Here is a 20,684-nt window from a genome sequence, read left to right on the forward strand (position 1 = left end):
AATCAGGATTCGTCGGTGGGTGGACGTATGTTGGGGCGCACGGCGGCGATGGGAGTGTGGTGGGTAGGCGGGTGCGGTTCGAGCCAGGGGTGGCGGTGCTGGGGGAGTTGCGGGCCGCGGTTTCGCCTGATGACGATCCGGTCGGGGAAGGTGAGGTTTCCGGGGTCGAGTATCGGGACGTCGATTTCGCCGATGCGCAGGTGCACGGGTTCGGTGCCGAGGGGTGCCGGTTCGTGAGTGTGCGGTTCCCGACCTTGTTGCGGCAGGCCACCATCGCGGAATCGGAATTGCAGGTGTGCGATCTGGCGAATGTGCAGGCCGATGATTCCTCGATGTTCGAGAGTGTGGTCGGCAACGGCCGGATCACCGGGTTGTCGTGGACCGCAGGGGTTCTTCGTGACGTGCTCGTGGAGTCGACGCGGGCCGACATGGCCTCGTTCGCCGAATCCCGTTTGAGCAAGGTCGTTTTCCGTGATTGCGATCTGCGCCAGGCCGACTTCCAGCGCACCGACTTCCGCAATGTTCGCTTCGAACGCTGCAATCTCGCGGGTGCGCGGTTCACCGGAGCCCGCATCCAGCAGGATCTTCGTTTCGAAGATTGCGATCTCACCGGCATCTACGGGGTCACCGCGTTGCGTGGCGCGACGATTCAGGGTGGCGACCTCGAAACGCTGGCCGCCACGCTGGCCCGCGAACTCGGCATCACGGTGGAGCTCGGGAGCTAGCCCAGCCAGTCGAGGACCGAGGCGGCCGTCCAGGACTGTTGCATGCTGCCCAGCGGGGCGCCGGTGAAAGGTTCGTAGTACTCGGCGAAGGAGCCGTCGGCGGCTTGGCGCAGACCCTCGGCGCGCAGAAGGTAGGAGCGTTCGGCCCACCCTCGGCGGGCGAAGGCCCACGAGAACAGCCAGCTCATGACCGGCCAGACGGGGCCGCGCCAGTATTCCCGGGGCCGGAAGTCCTTGGCGACAGGGGAAGTCGAGGGCGGGAGGGCGTAGCGCAGGTCGGGGTGGCCGCAGAAGCGTGGGCCCTCGAAGGTGTTGAGCAAGGCGCGTTCGGCGGGCCGGGACAGGCCGCCCGAGATCAGCGGCGCGAACATGGCCAGCGTCTCGGTACTGATCCACCGGCCCAACCGCACGTCGTAATCCTTTGCGGCACCGGTCCGTTCATCGGCCGTGGCCGCCACACCCTTGCGGAAGCGCGCCGCCCAGCCGTGCAGTTCCCGCACGTCGGCATGCGGCTGCTTGTACTCCTCGCCGATATCGGCGAGCACCTCGCAGGCCAGCGCGAAGATCGCGGAGACGAACACGTCCTCCACGGCGAAACTCATCACCGAGGTGAGCTGGAAGTCGTCGTAGTTGGCGCGCCGCATCTGTTCGACCAGCCACAGGTACCGGTCGTACTCACGATCGCTCGGACGTTGGGTCGGGTCGGAGATGACGACGGTGTCGGCCCGGCGATACGGCGGAAGGTCCACGCCGGGAACGACATTGGCGTAGGCTCGGTCCCAGCGCGGCGAGTTGTCCATGCCGGATTCCCACCCGTGGTAGAGCGTGATCCGGCCGTTCTCCTTGGGGTCGCGCGCATGGGCGAGCCACCGGTGCCAGCGCACCAGATCCGGCCACCGCCGATTCAGGAACTCCTGCGCCACCGCCCGCGTGGAACGCCCGTGCCTGCGCGAATGGTCGAGAATGCGCTGCACGGCGATGGCATGCACCGGCGGCTGGGTGATGCCGGAGGTGTCGGGCCCCTCCGGGGCGTTGGCGGCCAGCCTGCGGCACTCCCAACGCGCGGGCCCGGGGAAATACCCGTCGACACCGTTGGCGAACACGATGTGCGGGATCATCCCGTTCTTCCACTGCGCCGACAGCAGCGTGTCGAGTTCGACGACCGCCCGCTCCACGCTCAACGGCGCGAGCCCGACCGCGACGAAGGCCGCGTCCCAGCTCCACATGTGCGGATACAGGCGCGGCGCGGCACTGGTCATGGTGCCCAGGTCGTTGCCGCGCAGAAGGTAGGCGGCGCGTGCCGCGAGCTGCGTGGGGGTGAAACCCGGGTCGGTCATCTCCCTATTCTGCGGCGGAGCAGCACCGATGGCATCCCGACATGACTGTGACGATCAGTACCCGGTCTCGCGGGTGACATTCTGCGACGCCGTGCCGACCGAACTGAGCATGGTGGTGATGCACAACCCGAGCACCAGGTTGATGACCGCGGTCGCGATCTTGGCCTCGATATCGGCGACGAAGGTGAACGGCAGGATCACCGCCACGGCCGTGAGCAACAGGCAGATCCAGGTGAAGAACGTCATCGGACTCGGCATCGCCAGCAGCAGCACCATCAGCAGCGCGGTGGCCAGCAGGGCGGCACCGGCGGCGGCGACGGCATACGACGTGGTGGAGACGGTGCCGTAGGCGCCGGCACCCTCCGGGGAGAGGATCGCGATGCCGAGCACACCGCGCACGAGCATGATCGCGACGACCGCGAGCAGCGCGGCGACGACGGCCGTCCCGATGCCGCCCGCCCACAGCTTGCCCACATTGACCTTGGGCTCCTGGGGTTCGCCCGGCTGCGGGGCGTACTGGCCCTGGCCGTAGTGCGGCTGGCCCTGCTGCTGCGGATACTGCGGGTCCGAGGGTCCGTAGTTGTACCGGGGATCGGTCATAGTGCGACGGTACTAGTGCACGCCGACATCCGCCCGAGGAACGCACAGGTGTCGGCGTCGACGCGCCGGATTAGCGTGGGGCCTATGACGGTGACAAGTACTCCCGCCCCGATTGCCCTCATCACCGGCGCGAGCCGCGGCCTCGGCGCCGCCATCGCCCGCGACCTCGCCCCGACCTACGATCTGCTGCTCGGCGCCCGCTCCGCCGACTCGCTCACGCCGATCCTGGACGAGCTGCCGGGCGCGACCGGTTGGCCGGTGCCGCTCACCGACTATCCGGCTGTCGCGGAGGCCGCCGCGCGCATCGAGCGGCTCGACGTGCTCGTGCACAACGCGGGCATCGCCGACCTCGGCACCGTCGCCGAGTCCTCGCTCGACCAGTGGCGAAACACCCTCGAGGTGAATCTGATCGCCGTCGCCGAACTCACCAGGCTGCTGCTTCCCGCGCTGCGCGCCGCGAACGGGCATGTGGTGCTGATCAATTCGGGTGCGGGCCTGCGGGCCAACGCGGGGTGGGGTTCGTACGCGGCGAGCAAGTTCGGGTTGCGGGCCTTCGCGGACGCGTTGCGTCTGGAGGAGCCGCAGTTGCGCGTCACCTCGGTGTTTCCCGGGCGCATCGATACGGATATGCAGCAGGCGATCGTGGCCGATGAAGGGCGTGAGTACCGTCCGAAGGAATTCCTGACCGCCGAGACGGTGGCGCGGGCGGTACGAAACGCCGTCGACACTCCGCGCGACGCGCATCCGACGGAGATCGTTCTTCGCCCGCGCTGAAACATTGGCGGCTGGCGCCGCGGTTCTCGGCGCTCGCCTCCGCCTCTTCCCTCCCTCCGGGCACTCCTTCGTCGCGCCCCCCGGTCAGTCCAGAGTCGGAGGCGCGCCGAGAACAGGACAGGCCTGCTGAGCATGGGTGTTCGTCCAAATGTGCTCCCTGGTTCTTCTGCTCGAGGGAATCTCGGGTTACGGTCCGCTGAGCTGTGCCGATGTGGTCTCGAGGAGGAGTGGATGGACAGACGTCGAATGCTGACCTTGCTCGCCGCGGGGACGGTCGGGGCACTGGCCGGTTGCGCCAGCGCGGGCGGTGAAACCGCGCCGGTCGGCGAGGCGGTCGTGCCCGTCCCACCGCCGCCCGCACCGGCGCCGAAGCAACCGGTGCTGCCTCCGCCGCCGAGCGGTCCGAAGTCGATCATCGGCGCCGAGACCATCACCGCCCTGCCAGGCCAGGGCACCAGCATGGCCCTCACCGTCGACGACGGCGCGAGCCCGGAGGTGGTCGGCGCCTACATCAAGTGGGCCGAAGACACCGGCGCCCGCTTCACCTTCTTCGTCACCGGTTCGTTCGAGGCCTGGACCATCCACCGCGATGCCCTGCGCCCGCTGGTCGACTCCGGTCAGATCCAGCTCGGCAACCACACCTGGAGCCACGAGGCACTCACCAAGATCGGCGCCGACGGGGTCGTCGACCAGCTGAGTCGTACGAAAACCTTCCTGCACAACAACTTCGGTGTCGACGGCACCCCGTACTACCGTCCGCCCTTCGGCTATCACAACGCCACGGTCGACAAGATCGCCGCCGACCTCGGCTACACCGTGCCGACCATGTGGTACGGCTCCCTGTCCGACTCGGGGCTCATCACCGAGGAGTACCTGATGGAGTGCGCCCGAAAGTACTTCGCCGCGCAGACCATCATCATCGGCCACGCCAACTTCCCGCCGGTCACCCACTGCTACGGACAACTCGTCGACATCATCCGCGAGCGCAACCTGTCGCTGGTCACGCTGAACGACGTTCTCGAGGTCCGAGCCTGACGAAAATGGGCCGGCGAGAACAGAACTCGCCGGCCCATCGGTAGCTCATCGGCTACGGCACGATGTTCACCATCTTGCCGGGCACCACGATCACCTTGCGCGGGGCCGCGCCCTCGAGCAGTGCCACGACCTTCTCGTCGGCCAGCGCGGCAGCCTCGATCGCGGCCGGGTCGGCGTCGGCGGGTACCTGGATCCGGCTGCGCACCTTGCCCTTCACCTGAATCGGGTACTCCACCGAATCCGCCACGAGCAGCGCCGGATCGGCGGTGGGGAACGGACCGTGAGCCAGGGAGGCATTGTGGCCCAGCCGTTCCCACAGTTCCTCGGCGATGTGAGGCGCCAGCGGAGCGAGCATCAGGACCAGGGGTTCCACGGCCGCGCGCGGTGCGCCGTCGGGGTAGTTCTTGGTCAGGTGGTTGGTCAGCTCGATCAGCTTCGCGCCCGCCGTGTTGTCGCGCAGGGCGGCCAGATCCTCGTCGACACCGGCGATGGTGCGGTGCACCAGGCGCAGCGTCTCGTCGGACGGCGCGGCCTCGGTGGCCTTCACCGCGCCGGACTCCTCGTCGACCACCAGTCGCCACACCCGCTGCAGGAACCGGTGCGCACCGACGACGTCCTTGGTCGCCCACGGACGCGAGGTGTCCAACGGGCCCATCGACATCTCGTAGAACCGGAAAGTGTCGGCGCCGTACAGGTCGCACATCTCGTCGGGGGAGATGGCGTTCTTCAGCGACTTGCCGATCTTGCCGTATTCCTGGGAAACCTCGATCTCGACACCGTCGGCACCGGTCCAGAAGAACTTCGAGTCCCGCTCCACCACCTCGGCGGCGGGCACGTACGCACCGCGCTCGTCGGTGTAGGCGTAACCCTGCACATAACCCTGGTTGTAGAGGCGGCGGTACGGCTCGCTGCTCGACACATCACCCAGGTCGAACAGCACCTTCTGCCAGAACCGCGCGTAGAGCAGGTGCAGCACCGCGTGCTCGACACCGCCGACGTACAGGTCGACACCACCCGGGTCGTTCGGGCCGTGCTTGTCGGTGCGCGGGCCGAGCCAGTACTTCTCGTTCTCCTCGGCGCAGAACGTTTCGGTATTGGTCGGGTCGGCGTAGCGCAGCTGGTACCAGGAGCTACCCGCCCAGTTGGGCATGACATTGGTGTCGCGGCGGTACTGCTTGGGGCCGTCACCCAGGTCGAGTTCCACGTTCACCCAGTCGGTGGCCTTGGCCAGCGGCGGGGACGGCTCGGAGTTCGCGTCGTCGGGATCGAAGGTGACCGGCGCGAAGTCCGCCATCTCCGGAAGTTCCACGGGCAGCATGGATTCCGGCAGGGCGTGCGCGACACCATCGGCGTCGTAGACGATGGGGAACGGCTCACCCCAGTACCGCTGCCGCGCGAACAGCCAGTCGCGCAGCTTGTACTGGATGGTTCCGGTGCCGTGGCCCTCGGCTTCGAGATGGCCGATCATGGCAGCCTTCGCCTCGTCGACCGAAAGACCGTTCAGGAAGCCGGAATTCACCAGCTCGCCCTCACCCGACCAGGCCGCCTCGGTGATGTCGCCGCCGGAGATGACCTCCACGATCGGCAGGCCGAGGGTGGTGGCGAAGTCCCAGTCACGCTGGTCGTGGCCGGGCACCGCCATGATGGCGCCGGTGCCGTAGCCGCTCAGCACGTAGTCGGCGATGAAGATCGGCACCTGGCTGCCGTCGGCGGGGTTGGTGGCGTAGGAGCCGAGGAAGACGCCGGTCTTCTCCTTGTTCTCCTGCCGCTCCAGATCAGACTTGGCCGCGATCGACTTGCGGTACGCCGCAATGGCTTCCGCCGGGGTGGCGCTGTCGTTGGTCCAGCGGGGGTCGGTGTCGGCGGGCCAGGCGGCGGCGGTCAGCTTGTCGACCAGCTCGTGTTCCGGCGCGAGCACCACATAGGTGGCGCCGAACAGGGTGTCGGGCCGGGTGGTGAACACCTCGATCGTCTCGCTCTCGGGCGCGTCGAAACGCACCTGCGCACCGCGCGAACGTCCGATCCAGTTGCGCTGCATGGACTTCACGTTGTCGGGCCAGTCCAGCTCGTCCAGGTCGTCGACGAGGCGGTCGGCGTAGGCGGTGATCCGCATCATCCACTGCCACATGCGCTTACGGAACACGGGGAAGTTGCCGCGTTCGCTTCGCCCGTCGGCGGTGACCTCTTCGTTGGACAGCACCGTGCCGAGGCCGGGGCACCAGTTGACGATCGAATCCGACTGGTAGACCAGGCGATACGAATCGAGCAGGGCCGCCCGCTCGGTGGCGCTCAGCGACGCCCAGTCGCCCTCGGCCACCGGACGCGCACCGCTGGCGAACTGCTCTTCGAGCTCGGCGATCGGCCGGGCACGACCGGCCTCCTGGTCGTACCAGGCGTTGTAGATGCGCAGGAAGATCCACTGCGTCCACCGGTAGTACTCGGGATCGGTGGTGGCGAAGGAGCGACGCGGGTCGTGGCCCAGGCCGAGCCGGTCCAGCTGACGCTGCATCGTCGCGATGTTCGACTCGGTGGTGACGCGCGGGTGCGCACCGGTCTGCACGGCGTACTGCTCGGCGGGCAGGCCGAAGGCGTCGTAGCCGAGCGCGTGCAGCACATTGCGCCCGCGCATGCGGTGGTAGCGGCCGAACACGTCGGTGGCGATGTAGCCGAGTGGGTGGCCCACGTGCAGACCCGCGCCCGACGGGAACGGGAACATGTCCTGGATGAACAGCTTGTCGTCGGGGGTGTCGCCCGCGAGCGGCCCGACCGGGTTGGGCGCGTCGAAGGTGCCGCGTTCGGCCCAGTTGCGCTGCCAGCGCTGTTCGATCCGCCCCGCCAGCTCGGCGTTGTACCGGTGCTGAGGTACGTCACTCTCGGTCGCACGAGTGTCCTGCACGGTCCCGCCTTCTTGTTCTCGCCGATCAGGGGTAAACATCGTCTAACAGGGTAGAACGTTGCGGCCAGTTCATTTCCGAAGGGCCGTGTAGCGGGGCGCGCTGTGCGGCGGGTCACCTCCGTGGGGAGCACCGGATCGGTACTCGACAAGGGTGCGCTAGCCTGCATGAATGGTCGTCGTCGCTCTCCTGCTGTTCGCGCTGGCCGCGGTCGCCATCGCGACCGGTGTGCTCGGACTGCTCGGCAAGTTGCCCCGCAATCGTTTCCTCGGTGTCACCACCGAGGCGGCCCTGCACAGCGACGACAATTTCCGCATCGCCAACCGCATCGCCGCCCCCACCTCCGTCGGCGCGGGCGCCCTGCTGTTCGCCGGCGGCCTCGTGGTCCTGGTCGCGGGCGGTTTCGCCGCCCTCGGCGTAGCCGCCGCAGTCGCCGTGATCGCGATCTTCACCCTCGGCGCAGGCGCGAACGCCGCCGCCCGCACCGTAGAGCCCCTCATGCCCCCCGCCCCGGCCGGCGGCTGCGGCTCCTCCTGCGGCAGCTGCTCCCTACGCGACACCTGCGCCCCCGCCAACTGATTCCTGGTCCCGCCGCCGCCCTTCCGGTACAACGGAAGTAGGTACTTACCGGGGGGTTCATGATGATTTTCGGAGTGGTGGTTCTCGTAGCGTTCGGTGGCGTGGTCGCCGTCAGCTTCATTCCTTGGCTCGGCATCGCCTTGTTCGTGCTCGCGGGGGTGCTGTTCGTCGTCGGCATCGTGCAGAGCAGGCGTGAGCGGGTCCTGTTGACGAAGCCGCAGGCTCGTCGTGCCGGCGCGGCGGGTGCCACTGGTGGCGGTTGGTCGGCGGCGGGGTTCTTCGACTGGGGCGGTGGCGGAGGTGGTCACTCCGGAGATGGCGGTGGCGGTGGTGGCGGCTGCGGCGGGGGTGGTGGCTGCGGAGGCGGCAGCTGACCGGGTGGCGCTGCTAGTTCGCGGTAAGTGAATCGCAAGGTGGCGCACCTAGATTCGGGATCGAGAGGCAGATCCCGAATCAGGAGGAGCCATGAGTTTTGTCGATCTCGTCGGCACGGTTCTCAGTGTTGGCGTCGCTGTACTGGTTGTGGCGATGGTGGTATTCGTTCCGCTGGCCATTCTCGCCGCGATCTTGCAGGCGGCACTCGATTCGGGATCTCGGCAGTCTCCGCAGTACCGGCCGGGCCCGCGTCAGCGCCGGAACCGGAACGACCGCTGGTCCAGTGGTAGCGACTGGACCTACAACGGCGGCTATTCGAGCGGCGGCTATTCGGGTGGCTCGTCCGGCGGCTGGTCGGACGGCGGTTCGTCGAGCAGCAGCTGTGACTCCGGTTCGAGTTCGTCCAGCAGCTGTGGCGGGGGCGGCGGCAGCAGTTGCGGTGGAGGCGGCGGCTGCTGATGTCAGCCGTTGGGTGGGGGAGGCACCTGGCGCGACAGCGGCGCACCCGCCGGGTTCACGTAGAGCACGAGGATGCGGACTTCGGTGGTCCCGTTGTTGCGGGCGACGTGGGCGTTGTCCGGCCCGCTCGGCTCCCGGAACAGCCGGAACCGGCGATATTCGGCGGGGCCGCGAGCAAGGTAGGGATGATCGAGCACACCACGGGTGACCAGCACGAACAGTGTTCCGTCGTGGAAATGCCAGCCGCTGGTGCCGCCGGGAACGATACGGGTGCGGCGGACGACGATGTCGCGGCCCGCCAGCCGCAGGCGCAGCAGCGTACGGCTGGCGGTGCCGACCGCCGGAGCCGGGTTGGCGACGAACTCTCGGGTGCACCTGCGGATCATGTCGTCATGAAACCACCTCCACGCAGCCAGGCGAGGGCAGCGTGCACGGCGCGTCCCGCCGCCGGATCGCCTACCGCGATGCGGGCGCTGCCGTCGGGATAGGCCTTGGCTTTTATCCCGGCCCGGCGCAGCGCCGTCGCCACGCCGGGGCCCGGAAGGTACAGGAAGTTCGCTCGACTCTCCGGAATGTCGAAACCGCATGCCCGCAACGACAAGCGCAACACATCGCGTTCCCGGTTGATGCGCTCCACCCGCTCGCGCAGTTCCTCGCCTGCCGCGTAGGCGGCCCGCACGGCGGCGACCGAGGCGGTGGTGACGCCGAACGGCAACTGCTGCGCGCGGACCCGCTCGATGAGCGCACCGCGCCCGACGCAGTAGCCGATACGCAGCCCCGCGAGCCCGTACGCCTTGGAGAACGTGCGAAGAACGAGCACGTTCGGATGCCGGGCCAGCAGAGCATGCAGATCGAGCCGATCGCCCGCCGCGAGGAATTCGACGTAGGCCTCGTCGAGCAACACCGGCACCCGCTGCGGCACCGCCGCGACGAACTTGCGAACGGCGCCCGCGTCGAGCACCGTTCCGGTCGGATTGTGCGGCCTACACAGCACGACGAGCGCCGTCCGCCGGTTCACCGCCCGCCGCATGGCGGTGAGATCCTGGTTGCCGGAGAGATCGAGCGGCACCGGGACGACCGCCATCCCGGCCATCTCCGCCATGATCGGATACCCGTCGAATGTCGGTGTGCCAGTGACGAGTTCACCGCCACCCAGGGCACGCATCACCTGCATCGCGACCCCGGTGGCCCCGGCACCGACCACCACGTCGGCGGAGGAGACACCGAGATGCGTGGCGATGATCCGGGGCAGTTCCTGCGGCAGAAACTCGGGGTACCGATTGGCCTGGGCGAGCGTCTCTTTCACCGCCGCGAGAACAGAAGGCAAAGGCGGAAAGGGATTCTCGCTGAGTCCTAGGTCGAACGTGGTCGGTACCGGTTCGCTGCCGAACCGCTGCGACGGGATGGTCGGCTCGACCAACCGCACACTCATCGCGCCGCTCCCCAGCGCACCGCCGCGGCACCGGCGAAGTCACCCGCGTGCGCGAACGCCGACAGCAGAACAACCGAACCGTTGCGCAATCGTCCGGCCTGGTTCTCCACATCGAGCGTCACGGGAATGCCCGCGGCGAAAAGGTTGCCGCACCGGTCGAAGGTGTCCGGGTGGCGTTCGGCGGGCAATTCCAGCGCGTCGTGCCAATTGCGCAGGAACAGCCGATTGGGCTGATTGGTGACAAAGGTATCGATATCGCGGCTCTTCACCCCGATCCGATCACACACCGCGAGCGCCACTTCCGGGACGAGCCGGTTGCCGCGCGCGAACACCTTGGTGATCTTCGATTCGGAGAAACTCACGCACCCCTGGCCCTCGCCCGGTTCCCAGTACTTGCGGGTGCCGTTGGTGGTGAAGTCCATGTCGCCGGCGAATTCGGGGTAGGTGCGGCATTCGATATCCAGAATCGGCGCCGAATCGTCCTTGCGCAGCAGGCCGATTCCGCAACCGTCGCCGGGCACCGGCGCCTGGGCGAGTTTGCGGATATCGGGCTGGGTGAACACCGGGCCCGCGCAATTCTGGGCCGCGACGATCAGCGCGGTCTTCGCGTCGCTGGTCGCCATCATCATCCGCGCCATCGCCATCATGTGCACGAAGGCCGCGCAGCCGCTGTTGTGCACGTCGAGCACCTGGGTGGGGCGCGCACCGAGCCTGCGGGCCAGCTCGGGTGCGGCGCCGAGCACCGGATTGTCGGGCAGCTGGGTGTGGGTGATGATGATGTCGATCTCGGCGGCGAGGTCGGCGCCGTGGCGTTCGCGCAGCACGTCGAAGGCCCGTTCGGCCATGTCGACGGCGGTTTCGTCGCGCCCCACATGGTGGCGGCCGGTTGGCGAACGGAACATCACGTTCTTGGCCATCCGCTCCGAGCGGGAGAACTGGGTGAAGTATTCGGTCGGCACCGGGTCACCGGGCAGGTAACTCGCGACATCGACCAGACTCACTGACGGCATACTCACTGCATCCACTCCGGCTTGATCGGCAGCCCGTTGGCCGCGCGGTATTCACAAATGGCCTTGAGGTTGTCCAGCTCCAGCTGGTGACCGGCGGAGAACATCTCCCAGAAATCGCCGACCCACACCGGCCGCTTCGGCGGCGCGGTCTCCGGATAACCGTTCTCGTCGTAGAAGGGGTGCTTGCAGTTCACCCACAGCACCACCGAACCGGGCTTGTCGAACACCAGTTTCGCGTCGACCACCCGCATCAGGTAGATCATCCACAGGTGTTCGGACTGGTCCCACGCGCAGTGGTAATCGACGGTCATCGCGTCGGCGTGGGCGACGGTGCGGGTGAAACACTTCGTCTCGTCACCGAGCCGGTCGTAGGAAAGCCACAGCCCCGGTTCGGCCGTTTCGGTGAATCCACGCAGGCTGTAGGTCCATTCCACGAGCGAGCGGGTGTCGGCGAGGTACTCGAAGACCTCGCGTGGCGGTGCGTCGATATAGGTCTGGACCGGGCAGTAGTCACCGAAGATCTGGTCGTGCGGGTACACCGAACGCAGCATGTCCATGATGATCGGAGTGGTCGCCTCCCGATCCGAGTTCTCGATGCGTAGCACGCCGGGCACCATTCGGTCGGGAATGTCGCTGAGTGCGGGCAGGGCACTTGTTGTCACGGTGTTCTCCTCGTCGGTCAGGAAAGGAAGGGCAGGAACGGCGGGATTTCGTCGGGGTCGCAGCGGATTTCGACGAACGACGGCCCGTCGATGGTCAGGCAACGGCGCAGGGTCGCGTCGAGTTCGGTTGGTTCGTCGATGGTGTGGGCGGGTAGTCCGGGGAACATGGCGGCGATGCCCGCCCCGAGATGTGTGGTGCGGAAACGGTTGAAGCTGTACCGATCTCGGTAATAGATCTGTTCACGGGTGACGCACATGGCGTGCGCGTTGTTGTTGAACACCACGAAGGTGATCGGCAGGTCGTATTCGACGGCGGTGTGGATCTCCATGCCGTGCATGAAGAACGACCCGTCGCCGGCGATCACGACGGTGCGGTGGGCGGCACCGCGGGCGAACGCCGAACCGATTCCGGCGCCGAACGCGTAACCCATGCCACCCATGCCGAGCGCGACGACGAATCGTCCACCCTCGGGCACCCGTAGGTAATGCACCACCGAGGCGCCGGTGTTACCCGCGTCGGCGAAAATGTCGGCGCCCTCGGGGAGTTCGCGCTGAATCGCCTCCACGACTGCGCGGTAGCGCAGGCCGGGGCCGTCGGCGGCCGGAACGGACATGAGGGTGAGGTCGGTGTTGTGCGGTTCGGTGCGTGTGGTTACGGCTGAGTCGTGGCCGACCACGGGGCGGTGTCGCTCGGGACGAAGGACGGTCAGCGCGGTGGCGAGGTCGGTGCTGGTGGCGTGCGTGGCGGGAAAATGGGGCGCGAGCGCGCCCACGCTGAGCAGGGGAAGCCCCGCGAGAGCGGTGCCGAGGCCCGCACGGGTGGTCACCGGCAGGCGGGTGCCGACCAGCAGGCAGGCACTCGCCGATTCGAGCGCATCGAGCAGGTCGGCGTGACCCATGCTGCCCGCGACACCGCAGAAGCCGGGGCCGGTGTTGGAATACACGTCCTTCGCGTCCGGTGCCACACCGATCGAGGCATCGAGTGCCTCGACCAGTTCCGCGAGTTCGATGCGGGCATTGTCGCGGGCGACCTGATCGCCCGCGATGACCACGACCTTTCCCAACCTGCGGGCGGCGGCGAGCTGAGTGGCGACCTCGGCAAGGGCGCTGTGCTGGTGGATGGCCGAGGTGGTCGGTACCGTGACTGCCCGGTCGACCGGCGCGGGCCGTTGACCATTGCTGTGTGCCGCGATCAGGTCCGGCATCATCTGCTGCTGAATATCCTTGGGTAGCAACAACACCGCAGGCCCACCGGACTCGGCTGCCGCGATTGCCTCGGCGATTTGCCCAGGCACCTGCGCCGGTTCGGTGACCCGCGCGCAGTATCGGCTCACGGTCGCGAACAATGCTGCCGCGTCGAGAGATTCGGCCAGTCCACTGGAATCCTGGAACGCGCCGCGACCTTCCAGGCTTGTCGGCGGCTGACCGACCAGCGCGAGTACCGGCACCCGCGATGCGAACGACTCAGCCAGCCCGGCAACAAGATTCACTGCCCCGCCGCCCGAGGTCGCGGCGACGACTCCGAGTCCACCGGTGCTGCGCGCGTACCCGTCGGCCATGGTCGCCGCCGAGAACTCGTGTTTGGCGATGATTCCGGCCGGGTGGCCGCCCGCGTCGAAGATCGCGTCGTAGAGGTCTTCGATATTGGCGCCGTCGACGCCGAAGATCTGGCCGATGCCCCGGTCGGCCACCGCCCGCACCAGGTAGTCCACCACACGGTCCGGCATCGGCACTCCTTCTCCGCCACGAAGATCCACAGCGGTGATCACCGCTGTCACCTGGGATTACGTGGCACGCCGACGCCGAGTTCAGAGGGTGGGCGAATACCAACCCTTGTGTGTACGTATACATCTATGTATATTGAGTTCATGCCCAACAAGACGATCTACGTATCCGACGACGATCTGCCGGTGTTCCAGCGGGCACAGGAGCTCGTCGGCGGCAACCTCTCCAGCACGGTGGTCAGCGCACTGCGCAAACTCATCGAGTCGGAGGAGGGTCGTGCGGCCGGGTTCGACGAGGTCGTGCTCCGGGTCGGTCGCGACGGCGTGCGGCAGGTGCGCTTCCAGGGCGTTCTGCTGGGCGAATGGCGCGATATGACCGACAAGCGAACGCTGCATCAGCAGGTGTATCGCAGCCGCAAGGGCAAGTTCGTGCTCGCCACCCATACCGCGAAGTGGAAGGACTACCCGTCCGACGACCTCGGCGATCTGAAGGACTGGAAGAACTGGCGGCGCCTGCTCGGCATCGGCGAGCAGGCCACCGACTGGGGCGACTACGAGTACGAGATCCTCGACGATCTGAAGGACCTGAAGGACCGCATCCCCGACAACCTGTACCGCAAGGTCGAAGAAGTCACCGCGCACCCGCGCATCGAAGACCTCGACATCTAGCGCACCACAACAACTCCCACCGACACCGCAGCCCCGAGGGGGCGGTGTGGTTAAAACATGCACTTATTCGCACCAATGAATGCAATCTTCTGGAAAGGGACGACCATGGTTCACCCGGCCATCACCGCCCGCGGCCTGCGTAAGGCGTACGGCGAGCACACGGTTCTCGACGGCATCGACCTCACCGTCGCCGAGGGCACGATCTTCTCCCTGCTCGGCCCCAACGGCGCGGGCAAGACCACCACCGTGCAGATCCTCACCACCCTGATCGGCGCCGACGACGGCGAGATCCGGGTCGGCGGCCACGACGTGCGCGCCTCGGTCGACGACGTGCGGGAACTCATCGGCGTCACCGGTCAGTTCGCCGCCGTCGACGAGTTGCTCACCGGCCGCGAGAACCTCGAGCTCATGGGCGCCCTGAACCACCTTCCGAAGCGGGAGATCCGCAGTCTGGCCACCGAACTGCTGGAACGGTTCGACCTCGTCGAGGCCGCCGACAAGCCGGCGAGCACCTACTCCGGCGGGATGACCCGCAGGCTCGACCTGGCCATGACCCTCGTGGGCAATCCGCGCATCATCTTCCTCGACGAACCGACCACCGGTCTCGACCCGCGCAGCCGCCGCTCCATCTGGGACATCATCCGCACGCTCGTCGACGACCTCGGCGTCACCGTCTTCCTCACCACCCAGTACCTGGAGGAAGCCGACCAGCTGGCCGACCGCATCGCGGTGCTCGATCAGGGCCGCATCGTCGCCGAAGGCACTGCGGCAGAACTCAAACGGCTCATTCCCGGCGGACACATCCGCATCGACTTCGCCGACCGTGCCCGCCTCGACGCGGCGCGCTTCGCCCTCGGTTCCTCGGCGCAGGTGCTCGAAGGCAGCGACGGCCTCACTCTCGCCGTGCCGGGCGACGGCGGCGTGCGTTCGCTGCGCGCGGTGCTCGATGTGCTCGACGCCCATCACATCGAGGCGGGTGGCATCTCGGTGCACACCCCGAACCTCGACGACGTATTCCTCACCCTCACCGGCAAGCCGACCATCCAGGAGACCGTGCGATGACCACCCAGACCGTCCGGCGCGATCACACGTTCGCCGACACCATGACGATGTTGCGCCGCAACATCACCCACGCCAAGCGCTACCCGAGCATGACGTTCAGCATCATCATCATGCCGATCGTGCTGCTGCTCGTGTTCAACTACGTGTTCGGCGGCGCGCTCGAAAAGTCTTCCGGCGGTGAGTACATCGACTACCTGGCCCCCGGCATGCTGTTGCTGCTGCCCGCCTACATGACGGTGTCGGTGGCGGTGTCGATAGCCACCGACGCCAGTAAAGGCATCGTGAACCGCTTTCGGGTGATGGCGATTTCGCAATCCTCGATGCTCACCGGCCATGTGCTCGGCGCGCTCATCCAAGCGATGGCGGGCATCACGGTGATGACCGCTGTGGCGCTGCTGATCGGATTCCGGCCCAACGCCAACGCTCTGGAATGGGTGGCGGCCTTCGGGTTGCTCGCGCTGGTGACCTTCGCCTTCGTCTGGCTCGCCATCGCCCTCGGTCTGCTGTCACCGAACGCCGAAAGTGCCAGCAACGCACCGTTTCCCATCGTGATGATGCCGTTCCTCGGCAGTGGCCTGGTCGCCACCGACACCATGCCGGTCGGCCTGCGTCAGTTCGCCGAGTACCAGCCCTTCACCCCCATCACCGAAACCCTGCGCGGACTGCTGATGGGCACCGAGATCGGGGTGAACGGCTGGGTGTCGCTGGCCTGGTGCGCGGCGATCGCCGGTGGCGGGTTCCTCTGGTCGAAGTCGATCTTCCGCAAACAAACCCGCTGAGAGACAGCAAGATCCGGCCACCTCGCCAGGGGTGGCCGGACTTCAGTTGCGTTCCAGCTCGATCGGGTGGGTTGCCAGCAGCGACAGCGGCAGCGGCTGACGCCGCAGCACCCCTGCCCACAGGTCGTGGCGATCGGTCGCGACCGGGTCCGAGGGCAATGCCGACACCACCACCCAGTCGTCGTTGTCGAGTTCGCCCTCGAGCTGCCCCATCGACCAGCCCGCGTACCCGGCGAACACGCGGATGCCCTCCACCAGCGGGGCGATCTCGGCGGGATCGGCGTCCAGGTCCACGAGCACCACCCGCCCGTCCACCCGGCGCAGCCCGCGCACCTCGCCGATCTCGGCGCCGACCCGGAGCACGCCGAGGCACAGCGCGGCGTCGCGTTTCACCGGTCCACCGATGTAGAGCTCGGTCGGCTCGGCCACCAGATCCGCCCACAGCGGCAGCACATCGCGCACCGGGGTCTCGCTCGGGCGGTTGAGTACCACGCCGAGACTGCCCGCGTCGTTGTGCTCGATGACGTACACGACTGTCCGCCGAAAAGTAGGTTCTACCAGGTCGATCGCGGACACCAGCAGGTTACCGGCACGGATGCGGGCACCGAGCTGTCCGCGCCGTCGGTCGTCGCCGTGCCCGTCGCGAGTCCGGCGTTCGTCCGGGTCGTCTCCGCGTGCCACCGGCCCATCATCGCATTGGATGGGTGTCCCGCGCTTCCCTCGACCCGGGGAGAACCGGAAATATCTCATCCCGACCGGCCCGGCGATGCCCGGTAGGGTCGCGGCATGCACACGCCCGAAGTCCTGCTCGACGACAGCGACGCCGTGTACGACTACTACCTGCGACATCGGCAGAACCGGTGGAAGGCGCTGGCTTCCTACGCGGTGCTCGCCCGGCGATTCCGGCCGAGGATCAGCTACGCCGAGGGCGCCAAGGCGCAGGTCGCCGCGCTGGTGCGCGGCAAGCGGCCGATCATCTACGCCATCAACCACCTGTCCACGAGCGACCCGTACACCGTCGCCGCCGCGGCCTGGCGGTCACCGCTGCGCGCCAAGATCGGCCGGGTACGTGTGCTGGCCAAGGACGAACTGTTCGCCGATCCAGAACAGCGCCGCAAGGTCGACATGATGGGTGGGATCCCGGTGTTCCGGGGCAAGGACCACGGCATACGCGCGGTGAACGCGGCAGGTCAGCGCATGATGGACGTGTGCGCCCAGCGCCTCGCCGACGGCGACCACCTCGCGGTCTTCCCCGAGGGCACCTGCAACCTCGTCGACCACAAGACGGTGCAGCCGGTCGGCAGCGGTATCGGGCACATCGCCTTCCGCGCCGCCAAACTCGGCGCCCCGCCCGCCCTCGTCGCCATCGGCTTGAGTTACGGGCCGCGCCCCGCCGACGCGATCGAACCCGGCGCCGACGAGGTGGTGTCGTCGAGCTTCTACTTCCGAACACCCGTGCTCGAGCTACCCGCGCGACCGGGCGATATCGCCCGCCTTGTCAAGGACGAACTGCAAGCCGCCGTCGACGGGGCCGTCGCCAACTACTGAGGCAGCCCGAACATCTCCCTGGCTCCCTGTGGGACCAGGGAGATGTAGCGGGGGTTTTCGGTGATGAAGTGCAGCACCATCGAACACATCGGCAGCACCTCGAACCCTTCCTTGCGACTGGTCGTGAGCGCCGACTCGACCAGCGTGTTCCCCAACCCGCGGCCCTGGAACTCCGGGTAGATCTCGGTGTGGACGAGGGCGCGTTCGGCACCGGTGTCCTGGTATTCGATATAGCCGGCGGGGGTACCGTCGGAGATGAGTTCGAACCGCTCAAGCGCGGTATTTTCGCGGACCTCGGTCGCCATGTGTAGAAGCTACAGTGTTTGTTGGAGCGCTGGCGCGCTCGAGTTCGCGGCCCCGCCGGTCCCGTCGCGAACCGCCGCTTCGCGACGTCCCCTCCTCGAGGTCGGGGAGTGCGGGGCCGGGAAGGCGGGGGTGGTGCGTACTCGCGCAGTGGGGTTGTCGAAGACGGTGGCGGGTTCGGAGGTTTGCCCGGAGAATGTCGGGATGAGTGGTCCTCGAGTGGTGCTTGCCCCTGACAAGTTCAAGGGTTCGCTGACCGCGCCCGAGGTGGCGGCCGCGTTGGGGGTGGGAATCAGGCGCCGGGCGCCCGGGGCCGATGTGCGGGCGGTGCCGGTGGCCGACGGTGGGGACGGAATGGTCGAGGCCTTCGCCGCAGCCGGTTGGCAGCGGGTGGAGATCGACGCGCCGGGGCCGACGGGCGAGCCTTCGCGGGCGGTGTACGCGATACGCGACGAGACCGCGGTGGTGGAGCTGGCCGCGGCGGTGGGGTTGGTGAAACTTCCCGGTGGCAGGCTCGCGCCGTTGCGGGCCGACACCTTCGGTCTCGGCGTCGTGGTGGCGCACGCGCTGGACGCGGGGGCGAGCGAGATCGTGCTCGGGCTCGGTGGGAGTGCGTCGACGGATGGCGGGTCTGGGCTGTTGCGCGCGCTCGGCCTGCGCCTGCTCGACGAGAACAACGACGAACTGGACGGCACCGCGATGGATGTCGTCACCCTGCTGAGCCGGGTGGCGGCCGTCGATCGGGCCGGCCTGCATCCCGCTGTCGCGCGGGCACGCTTCACCCTTGCCTGCGATGTCGACAACCCGCTGCTCGGCCCGGCCGGTGCGGTGGCGGTGTACTCGCCGCAGAAGGGCGCCGACCGGCACATGATGGTGAAACTCGAAGCGGCACTCACCAATTGGGCTGCCATCCTCGGCACCGGCTATGCCGAGATCGGGGGCGCTGGCGCGGCGGGCGGCACCGGTTTCGGTGCGCTTGCCGTCCTCGGCGCCGAGGTGCGCAGCGGCATCGACGTGCTGCTCGAGCTGCTCGAATTCACCGCGCTGGTCAAGGGGGCGGCGCTGGTGGTGACGGGTGAAGGGTCGCTCGATCACCAGAGCATGCACGGCAAGGCGCCCGTGGGGGTCGCGGCGGCGGCCAACGCGGCGCGGGTACCGGTAGTGGCGGCGGTTGGCCGAACGATGCTGTCGCCGGGCGAGATTCGCGCCGCCGGGTTCGCCGCCTGTTATCCGCTCAGCGAACTGGAACCCGACGCGGCGCGGTCGATGCTGACCGCCGGGAAACTACTCGAACGCATCGGCGAGCGCATCGCCCGCGAATACCTGTAGCCGCCGGTCACACCAGCACGGCGCGATGCCGGTCGCCCCACGCCTCGAGCGGGGCGAGCGCGTCGCGCAGCGTTTCGCCGAGCGGGGTCAGCGAGTATTCGACGCGCGGCGGGATCTCCGGGAAGATCTCACGACGCACCACCCCGGCCGCCTCGAGATGGCGCAAGTTCTCGGTGAGTACCTTCTCGCTCACACCGTCGAGCAGCCGCCGGATGTTCCCGAATCGCTGCGGCCCTTCGCCGAGCACCCACATCAGGTGCAGTTTCCATTTGCCACCGACCACGTCGATGGCCAGGCTCATGCCACACACCTGGTGATCTGCGTCACTGCTCATCGTCTGCGCACCCTTCTGACCGTATTTCGAACCTATAGGTAAGCAACCGCACTGCAACGTGCGGTCTTCCCGCGCGCTGCCGCCGCCGACACCATGGAAACCGGCGCCGAACCAATCCGTATCGAAAAAGCGAAGGGCTACACCATGAGTACCCGATCAGTTTCCGTTCTCGGCCTGGGCCCGATGGGTCAGTCCATGGTCAAGGCCTTCCTCGAGGCGGGCGTCGAGGTGACCGTGTGGAACCGCAGCACCGCCAAGGTCGACGCCATGGTCGCCCTCGGCGCCAAGCGGGCCGAGACCGTCGCCGAGGCGCTCGACGCCAACGAGGTGTCGGTGCTCAGCCTCACCCACTACGACGCCATGTACGACGTGCTCGGCCAGGCGGTCGACCACCTGCCCGGCAAGGTGATCGCCAACCTGTCCTCCGATTCGCCCGAAAAGGCGCGGGCGGGTGCGAAGTGGGTGCGTGAGCGCGGCGCCGAGTTCTTCTCGGGTGGCGTGATGTCGGCGGGCGACAATATCGCCCATCCCGCGTCCTACATCTTCTACAGCGGTCCCAAAGCGGTGTTCGACGCGCACGCCGACCTGCTTCGCCCGCTGAGCCCGCAGGAGTACCTCGGCGCCGACGACGGTCTCGCACAGGTCTTCTACCAGGCGCTGCTGGTGATCTTCCACCCGTGGCTGCTCGCCTTCGACCAGGCCACCGCCGTGATCGCGAAGTCCGGTCACGACATCGCCCAGTTCGTTCCGTTCGCGGTCCGCGCCAGCGAGGCCTTCCCGTACTTCATGGAGCAGTTCTCGGTGGCGAACCAGAACGGCGGCTGGGCGGACCTGGCCAGCCTGAAGATGATGGACGCGGGCGCGCAGCACATCATCGACGCCAGCGAGGAAGTCGGTGTCGACGCGGCGTTCTCGCACCTGGCGCAGTCGTTCTGGCGCAAGGCCATCGCGGCCACCGAGGCCGCGGGCAAGCCCGTGTCGACCTATGAGCTGATGCGCGGCGAGAACTCCTGAGGCAGTAGCGAAACCGTCCGACGTGGGGTCGGACGGTTCG

The 20,684-nt window shown here is 67.6% G+C and carries 23 protein-coding genes; 12 read left to right on the forward strand and 11 right to left on the reverse strand.

Annotated elements, in window-relative coordinates; all coding sequences use genetic code 11:
• Positions 1-71 precede the first annotated feature (71 nt).
• On the forward strand, positions 72-725 hold the full coding sequence (locus HYG95_RS19635; RefSeq protein WP_370465848.1) for a pentapeptide repeat-containing protein: 654 nt from the start codon (positions 72-74) through the stop codon (positions 723-725).
• Here the strand turns inward: HYG95_RS19635 and HYG95_RS19640 are convergent.
• Complete coding sequence (locus HYG95_RS19640) at positions 722-2,062, reverse strand: glycogen debranching protein (RefSeq protein WP_181699803.1); 1,341 nt, start codon at positions 2,060-2,062, stop codon at positions 722-724. The two genes, HYG95_RS19635 and HYG95_RS19640, sit on opposite strands and share 4 nt — an antisense overlap.
• Before the next feature lie 54 nt (positions 2,063-2,116).
• Positions 2,117-2,662, reverse strand: coding sequence for a DUF6069 family protein (locus HYG95_RS19645; protein WP_067497675.1), 546 nt, complete (start codon positions 2,660-2,662; stop codon positions 2,117-2,119).
• A gap of 84 nt (positions 2,663-2,746) precedes the next feature.
• On the opposite strand from HYG95_RS19645, the gene HYG95_RS19650 reads away from it, so the two are divergent.
• Positions 2,747-3,436, forward strand: a complete 690-nt coding sequence (locus HYG95_RS19650; protein ID WP_181699805.1) for an SDR family oxidoreductase — start codon at positions 2,747-2,749, stop codon at positions 3,434-3,436.
• Between the two features lie 231 nt (positions 3,437-3,667).
• The gene (locus HYG95_RS19655; protein WP_181699807.1) at positions 3,668-4,471 is read left to right on the forward strand and encodes a polysaccharide deacetylase family protein; all 804 of its coding nucleotides are present in this window, start codon (positions 3,668-3,670) and stop codon (positions 4,469-4,471) included.
• A 52-nt stretch (positions 4,472-4,523) separates the two neighbouring features.
• On the opposite strand, the gene leuS is transcribed toward HYG95_RS19655, so the two are convergent.
• Positions 4,524-7,367: a leucine--tRNA ligase gene (gene leuS, locus HYG95_RS19660; RefSeq protein WP_181699809.1), complete on the reverse strand. Its 2,844-nt coding sequence runs from the start codon at positions 7,365-7,367 to the stop codon at positions 4,524-4,526.
• 169 nt (positions 7,368-7,536) lie between these two features.
• On the opposite strand from leuS, the gene HYG95_RS19665 reads away from it, so the two are divergent.
• From HYG95_RS19665 to HYG95_RS19675, 3 genes are all read left to right on the forward strand, one after another.
• On the forward strand, positions 7,537-7,944 hold the full coding sequence (locus HYG95_RS19665) for an SdpI family protein (RefSeq protein WP_181699812.1): 408 nt from the start codon (positions 7,537-7,539) through the stop codon (positions 7,942-7,944).
• Positions 7,945-8,003: 59 nt separating this feature from the next.
• Positions 8,004-8,318 (forward strand): hypothetical protein, encoded by a 315-nt coding sequence (locus HYG95_RS19670; protein ID WP_067643487.1) that lies wholly within the window; start codon positions 8,004-8,006, stop codon positions 8,316-8,318.
• Between the two features lie 91 nt (positions 8,319-8,409).
• Entirely contained in the window at positions 8,410-8,778 is a 369-nt protein-coding gene (locus HYG95_RS19675) for a hypothetical protein (RefSeq protein WP_181699814.1), read from the forward strand.
• A gap of 2 nt (positions 8,779-8,780) precedes the next feature.
• On the opposite strand, the gene HYG95_RS19680 is transcribed toward HYG95_RS19675, so the two are convergent.
• Genes HYG95_RS19680 through HYG95_RS19700 form a run of 5 tightly spaced genes read right to left on the reverse strand, consistent with a single transcriptional unit; the run spans position 8,781 to position 13,609 of the window.
• Positions 8,781-9,164 carry a hypothetical protein gene (locus tag HYG95_RS19680; protein WP_181699817.1) on the reverse strand — a complete coding sequence of 128 codons (384 nt, stop codon included), beginning with the start codon at positions 9,162-9,164 and terminating at the stop codon, positions 8,781-8,783.
• Positions 9,161-10,210: an aminotransferase class I/II-fold pyridoxal phosphate-dependent enzyme gene (locus HYG95_RS19685; protein WP_181699819.1), complete on the reverse strand. Its 1,050-nt coding sequence runs from the start codon at positions 10,208-10,210 to the stop codon at positions 9,161-9,163. The genes HYG95_RS19680 and HYG95_RS19685 overlap by 4 nt, the downstream gene beginning before the upstream one ends.
• The gene (locus HYG95_RS19690; RefSeq protein ID WP_181699821.1) at positions 10,207-11,220 is read right to left on the reverse strand and encodes a 3-oxoacyl-ACP synthase III family protein; all 1,014 of its coding nucleotides are present in this window, start codon (positions 11,218-11,220) and stop codon (positions 10,207-10,209) included. The genes HYG95_RS19685 and HYG95_RS19690 overlap by 4 nt, the downstream gene beginning before the upstream one ends.
• A 2-nt stretch (positions 11,221-11,222) precedes the next feature.
• Positions 11,223-11,882 (reverse strand): SRPBCC family protein, encoded by a 660-nt coding sequence (locus HYG95_RS19695; RefSeq protein WP_181699823.1) that lies wholly within the window; start codon positions 11,880-11,882, stop codon positions 11,223-11,225.
• A gap of 17 nt (positions 11,883-11,899) precedes the next feature.
• A complete protein-coding gene (locus tag HYG95_RS19700) occupies positions 11,900-13,609 on the reverse strand; it encodes a thiamine pyrophosphate-binding protein (RefSeq protein ID WP_181699825.1) in 1,710 nt (569 codons plus the stop codon).
• A gap of 141 nt (positions 13,610-13,750) precedes the next feature.
• Between HYG95_RS19700 and HYG95_RS19705 the strand changes: the two genes are divergently transcribed.
• The 3 genes from HYG95_RS19705 to HYG95_RS19715 all read left to right on the forward strand — a co-directional run bounded on the left by HYG95_RS19705 (position 13,751) and on the right by HYG95_RS19715 (position 16,116).
• Positions 13,751-14,275 (forward strand): EXLDI protein, encoded by a 525-nt coding sequence (locus tag HYG95_RS19705; RefSeq protein ID WP_067643858.1) that lies wholly within the window; start codon positions 13,751-13,753, stop codon positions 14,273-14,275.
• A gap of 105 nt (positions 14,276-14,380) precedes the next feature.
• Positions 14,381-15,337, forward strand: coding sequence for an ATP-binding cassette domain-containing protein (locus HYG95_RS19710; RefSeq protein ID WP_181699828.1), 957 nt, complete (start codon positions 14,381-14,383; stop codon positions 15,335-15,337).
• On the forward strand, positions 15,334-16,116 hold the full coding sequence (locus HYG95_RS19715) for an ABC transporter permease (RefSeq protein WP_181699830.1): 783 nt from the start codon (positions 15,334-15,336) through the stop codon (positions 16,114-16,116). Before HYG95_RS19710 ends, HYG95_RS19715 begins: the two co-directional genes overlap by 4 nt.
• A gap of 42 nt (positions 16,117-16,158) precedes the next feature.
• On the opposite strand, the gene HYG95_RS19720 is transcribed toward HYG95_RS19715, so the two are convergent.
• Positions 16,159-16,797, reverse strand: coding sequence for a YqgE/AlgH family protein (locus tag HYG95_RS19720; RefSeq protein WP_181699833.1), 639 nt, complete (start codon positions 16,795-16,797; stop codon positions 16,159-16,161).
• Between the two features lie 105 nt (positions 16,798-16,902).
• On the opposite strand from HYG95_RS19720, the gene HYG95_RS19725 reads away from it, so the two are divergent.
• Positions 16,903-17,664, forward strand: coding sequence for a 1-acyl-sn-glycerol-3-phosphate acyltransferase (locus tag HYG95_RS19725; protein ID WP_067643509.1), 762 nt, complete (start codon positions 16,903-16,905; stop codon positions 17,662-17,664).
• Here the strand turns inward: HYG95_RS19725 and HYG95_RS19730 are convergent.
• Complete coding sequence (locus tag HYG95_RS19730; protein WP_067497724.1) at positions 17,658-17,969, reverse strand: GNAT family N-acetyltransferase; 312 nt, start codon at positions 17,967-17,969, stop codon at positions 17,658-17,660. The two genes, HYG95_RS19725 and HYG95_RS19730, sit on opposite strands and share 7 nt — an antisense overlap.
• Before the next feature lie 202 nt (positions 17,970-18,171).
• Between HYG95_RS19730 and HYG95_RS19735 the strand changes: the two genes are divergently transcribed.
• Positions 18,172-19,296: a glycerate kinase gene (locus tag HYG95_RS19735; RefSeq protein ID WP_181699835.1), complete on the forward strand. Its 1,125-nt coding sequence runs from the start codon at positions 18,172-18,174 to the stop codon at positions 19,294-19,296.
• 7 nt (positions 19,297-19,303) lie between these two features.
• On the opposite strand, the gene HYG95_RS19740 is transcribed toward HYG95_RS19735, so the two are convergent.
• On the reverse strand, positions 19,304-19,630 hold the full coding sequence (locus tag HYG95_RS19740) for a helix-turn-helix domain-containing protein (RefSeq protein WP_067497730.1): 327 nt from the start codon (positions 19,628-19,630) through the stop codon (positions 19,304-19,306).
• A 144-nt stretch (positions 19,631-19,774) separates the two neighbouring features.
• Here HYG95_RS19740 and HYG95_RS19745 point away from each other — a divergent pair, with 144 nt between their 5' ends.
• Positions 19,775-20,644: an NAD(P)-dependent oxidoreductase gene (locus tag HYG95_RS19745; RefSeq protein WP_181699837.1), complete on the forward strand. Its 870-nt coding sequence runs from the start codon at positions 19,775-19,777 to the stop codon at positions 20,642-20,644.
• Positions 20,645-20,684: the final 40 nt, after the last annotated feature.

Origin of the sequence: Nocardia sp. GTS18, assembly GCF_013839555.1 — a bacterium.
GTDB classification, from domain to species: Bacteria; Actinomycetota; Actinomycetes; order Mycobacteriales; family Mycobacteriaceae; genus Nocardia; species Nocardia rosealba.